Raw genomic sequence first — 4,274 nt, forward strand, 5'->3', positions numbered from 1 at the left:
CCTATCTCGCTCCTCCCACGCTCTCGAAGGTTCTGATTTTCGACATCGCTTCGGACGCGCAGGTGCCCCAGCGCCTTGGCGAGGCGAGCATGGTACTCGCCCCCGGCGCGCGCATCGGCTGCTACGGGTCGCAGGCCTACGTGGGCGGCGGTTCCAGCGGCCTGCACATCGTCAACGCTTCCAATCCGCGCAGCCCCGTAGTCACCAAGCCCGATGGCGGCACCCCGGGAGCGGCAATCGGTTTCCACGACATGGTGGTCACCGGCGCCGACGTTCGCATCGTCACCGACATGGGCGGACTGCCCCAGCGCACCGAAGTGCTCTTCACCGGCGATGGCGTTTCCACCAGCTTCCCCACCATGGGGATGGTCTTTGTGACTTTCCCGCCGGTCAATCCCGGTTCGATTTCGCTGAGCGATGGCGTGGAGACCTTCACCGACCCGAGCGAGTCGGGCAACGGCAACCTCGTCGGCGACATGGGCGGCTCGGGCAGTATCGATTACATGACCGGCGAGGTGAGCCTGAACTTCGCGGTGGCACCGCTAGCGGGCGCCGACATCGTGGCCAGTTACAATCCGCCGGCTCCCACCTGCCAGACCGGCAGTGCGATTCCGGCCAACTGCGCCACGACCGGGCAGATCAACTGCTTCGGCAAGTTCGGCATTCGCAGCCTGCGCCTGCTCAACGCGGCGCAGCCCACCTGCAGCTCCCAGTGGACGGACTTCCGCATTCCCGAATCCGCCGATCTGGAATTCCCGCCCAGCACGGGCGAGAACACTTCACCGGTCAGCCACCCCATCGCCGTGGCCGAGGATGGTGGTCTGGTCTATGTCGCCTCGAGCAACGGACGCCGCCTGACCATCGCCGAGCGCAGCGGAAACGTGATCTTCTCCAACGATGTGCCCGGCATTCCCGATGGCAACATTTCCGACCTCGCCGTCTCGGACGACCTGATGGTTCTTGTCGACGGCAACGTCCGCATTCTCGACGTGTCGGACCCGCAGAACCCGTTTCTCTCCAGCACGGTGGCCACGCCGGGTTCGGCCTTTCAGGTCTTCCTGACCCGTATCAATGCCAACCGCGCGCTGGCCTATGTTGCCGACGGCAGCAATGGGTTCACTATTATCGAAATTACCCGCACGTTCTTCACGCCGGTCGCCGCGACCATCGTCGCACGTGAGCTCTCCGGCCCGGCGGCGGTCAAGGTGGTCCCGAGCTTCGAGGACGTCTCTCCCCTGTCCGGATCGCCCGCCACCATGGTTTTCAATTTCGATGAGGGCGTACTCGCGCCCGGTCGCATTCTTGTCAGCAGTGACCGCAACCTGGCCGATGCCTCTCCCACGGTTGGCAACCCTTCGGTCGACGCGCCGCTGGCCGAGGGCGTCATCGGCGGCTCCCTGCTCTCCATTACGGGCCGCGGATTCATCCCGTACGTCGAGCCGAGCATCTCGCGCATGTCGCTGATCGGTCCCTACGGACTCGACAACGATTACGCGCGGGTCTTTTCCCAGAATTCGGTGTGCGCCTTCGGCGACACCGGCGGCGGCGTTTTCCCGTTTGATCCGGTATGCGAGCTGAGCACCACCAACGCGCTGCAGCTCGACGGACGCTACTTTGCTTTTGCCGGCGGCGACCCCATGGCGTTGCCGCTGGGCACCTTCGGCCTGCCCGAGGCGCTCTCCGATGTGGCACTGGCCGCGCATCCGTCCGCGCCGGCGATGCCGGTCAACCGCGGCGAGCCCTACGCGACGGGCCTTCCCGCCGTGCAGCTCGTCCCCAGCGGCGAGCCCGTTCTTGCCGACGATGAGCAGACCGGCGGCTTTCTGCTGGGCAACGCGCCGCGCGGCCTGACCCCGATGGCCAACCCCTCCGCCCTCGCGATTACCAGCGATGGCTTTGTTCTGGCTGCCAGCTCGGGCATTCGCGCAGTGGCCAATGCCGCAGGCGCGGTCCGTCCCTACAGCCTGGTCCAGCGACCCGGACGGGTTGCGCTGCTCGACGAGTATGGCGCCCCCTATGTTTACCGCCGGCTTGGCTCGAACACGCCCTTCGACCTGCAGGAATTCAATGACGCGGTCAATTCGGGAAGCCTGGCTGCCATTCTGGCGGCCTCGCCCTTCCCGGTGATTCCGCCCTTCCAGCTTCGCGATGAGAGCGGCGGCCTGATCGACATTCCCGGTTGCGGATCGCCGCCGTGCCCGCAAACCCCGGACCGTCCCCCGACGGGCGTGATCTATGCCGACGAACAGCTTCGCAGCGAGTATCTGCTTCCCGACGATGCGTTGCAGGTCTCGCTCACGCGCACGTCCGACCGACCCATCAATCCAGCGACCATGATGCCAAGTGGCATCCCCTGCGCGAGCGTCGACTCCAATCCGTTTGTCATCAATCCTTCTCTGCCCGCGCACCTGGATGAGCGGACAAGTCTGGGCCTCTGTCACGGCATCTTTGGCCTGGCCTACGCGGGATCGGGCATCGACCAGTCCCAGGACGACAGCCCCGTCACGCCGGAATTCGACTACTTCACACGCAACCCGACCTATTTCGCCACCAGCGGCGACGGCGGCGTGATTCTCATCGATCTCGACAGCGGCATCTCGCAGGTGAGCCCCCCCGGCACGCTCACGCCGATCGCCGGCGGGCCCGACGTGCTCTGCGACCGCTTCCTCTCCGACGTGGAAGACCGCGACGTGGATTTCGCCGGCACCATGGGCTTTCCGCTCGAATGCGATGCCCACCTGCGCATGGGTCTTGTCTATGTGCCCCAGAAAGAGACGCTCTTCGTGGCCAACCCCGCCGGCGGCGCTGTCACGGCGATCTCGCTGAGCATCGCCGCCGCCGGCACGCCCCAGGGCGTGAAATACCAGCAGGGAACCCTGCACTTCACCCTCGGCGGCCTGTTCTCCGAACCCGTGGACATCGTACCCTCGCAGCCGCTCATTTCGACAACTTCGCAGGGCACGACGAGTTCCGACCTCTTCGTCCTCGATCGCGGCACCGGCGCCATCGTGCGCATGACCCAGAGCGGTGACTTCCTCGCCATCGCCGAACCCCGTTTCGGCGGCCGCCCCATCGGTCGCGGCCGCTTCGCCGGCATGGCGATCACCCCCGACGGCGAATCGCTCTACATCACCCTCTCCGAAGACTGCGACAGCGTCATCGGCGGCACTGCCTCCCTCAACAACGGCTGCGTCATCCGCGTGCCGACCTTCGGCGAGTAAGACTTGTCGATGCGTCGCGCATTTCTTTCCTTCACAATTTGCCTGTGTTTTGCGGGTTCTGCCCTGGCCAACGGCGGCCCGGTGGACTGGTCGAAAGGCGTTGGACGCGGCGGAATTCTGCCACGCCACGAATCTGAAATCCGGCTTGAGGCGGAAGACTTGGGTATAGCGATTCTGGACTTCAATCACTACGAAGTGAATGCGAATTACACGCTATTTTCCAACATAGAGAGTCGCGAAGTGAAATTCGGCGTTCCTCTTTCTCTCAAAGGCGACGAAGAACGGCGCGCGCTACTTGATTCGCTCACTATTACAATGAATGGCAGTAAGCTCGACTGCGAACTTGTTCGGGACACTACATTCGAGCCAAATCCGACGGAGAACATGAGTGACTTGGATACGGAAACCAACGTCACTCACTGGTGCGTCACTACTTTGGCTTTCAAGTCCGGCGAGACCAACGTTTCCCTAAGCTACAAATCCCAGCTCTCGTATACTGATTACATCTTCACCAAGAGCCCGATCGTCGAATACCATCCGCGATTCCTGAACTACCTCCTCTTCCCGGCAGGCTACTGGGATGGGCCTGTAAAGCGGTTTTCAGCAAGGGTCGATCCGGGCCCCTACGGTCCGAATCTCACAGCGAGCTCAGCGCCGTTCGGTCCAGCCAACGAAGATGGCATTTTTGTATACGAAGGCCGAGACGTTGATCTCACCGCAATCCGAGAGATCGAATTTCAGTTCGATGCATCGCTGCTCTTGCGACAACGCGACTTGGCAGGATGGAATCGTCTCGCGCCGGATTATGCACGACTGCCGGTCAGTGCAAAGGCATCCAGCACATTGCGTCCGTCAAAGCCAAGCGACTACGCCGCGGAAAACTTACTCGATGGGAACAGACATACGGCCTGGTGCGAAGGGGCGGACGGCAACGGCGTGGGAGAATGGATCGAGTTGCGGATCGCTCCAGCGGCAAAAATTGCCGATTACTGTCATCTTCAGGGATTTGCCATTATCCCTGCATATGCGAAATCACCGGCCACTTGGGCAGAA

The 4,274-nt window shown here is 62.9% G+C and carries 2 protein-coding genes; both read left to right on the plus strand.

The features are described from left to right. On the plus strand, window positions 1-3,221 hold a 3,221-nt coding region (locus KDH09_06070), incomplete at its 5' end, for a hypothetical protein (GenBank protein MCB0219244.1). A 3-nt stretch (window positions 3,222-3,224) separates the two neighbouring features. Beyond that, window positions 3,225-4,274: hypothetical protein (locus tag KDH09_06075; protein MCB0219245.1), on the plus strand; the 1,050-nt coding region annotated here is incomplete at its 3' end.

Source organism: Chrysiogenia bacterium (assembly GCA_020434085.1).
GTDB lineage: Bacteria > JAGRBM01 > JAGRBM01 > JAGRBM01 > JAGRBM01 > JAGRBM01.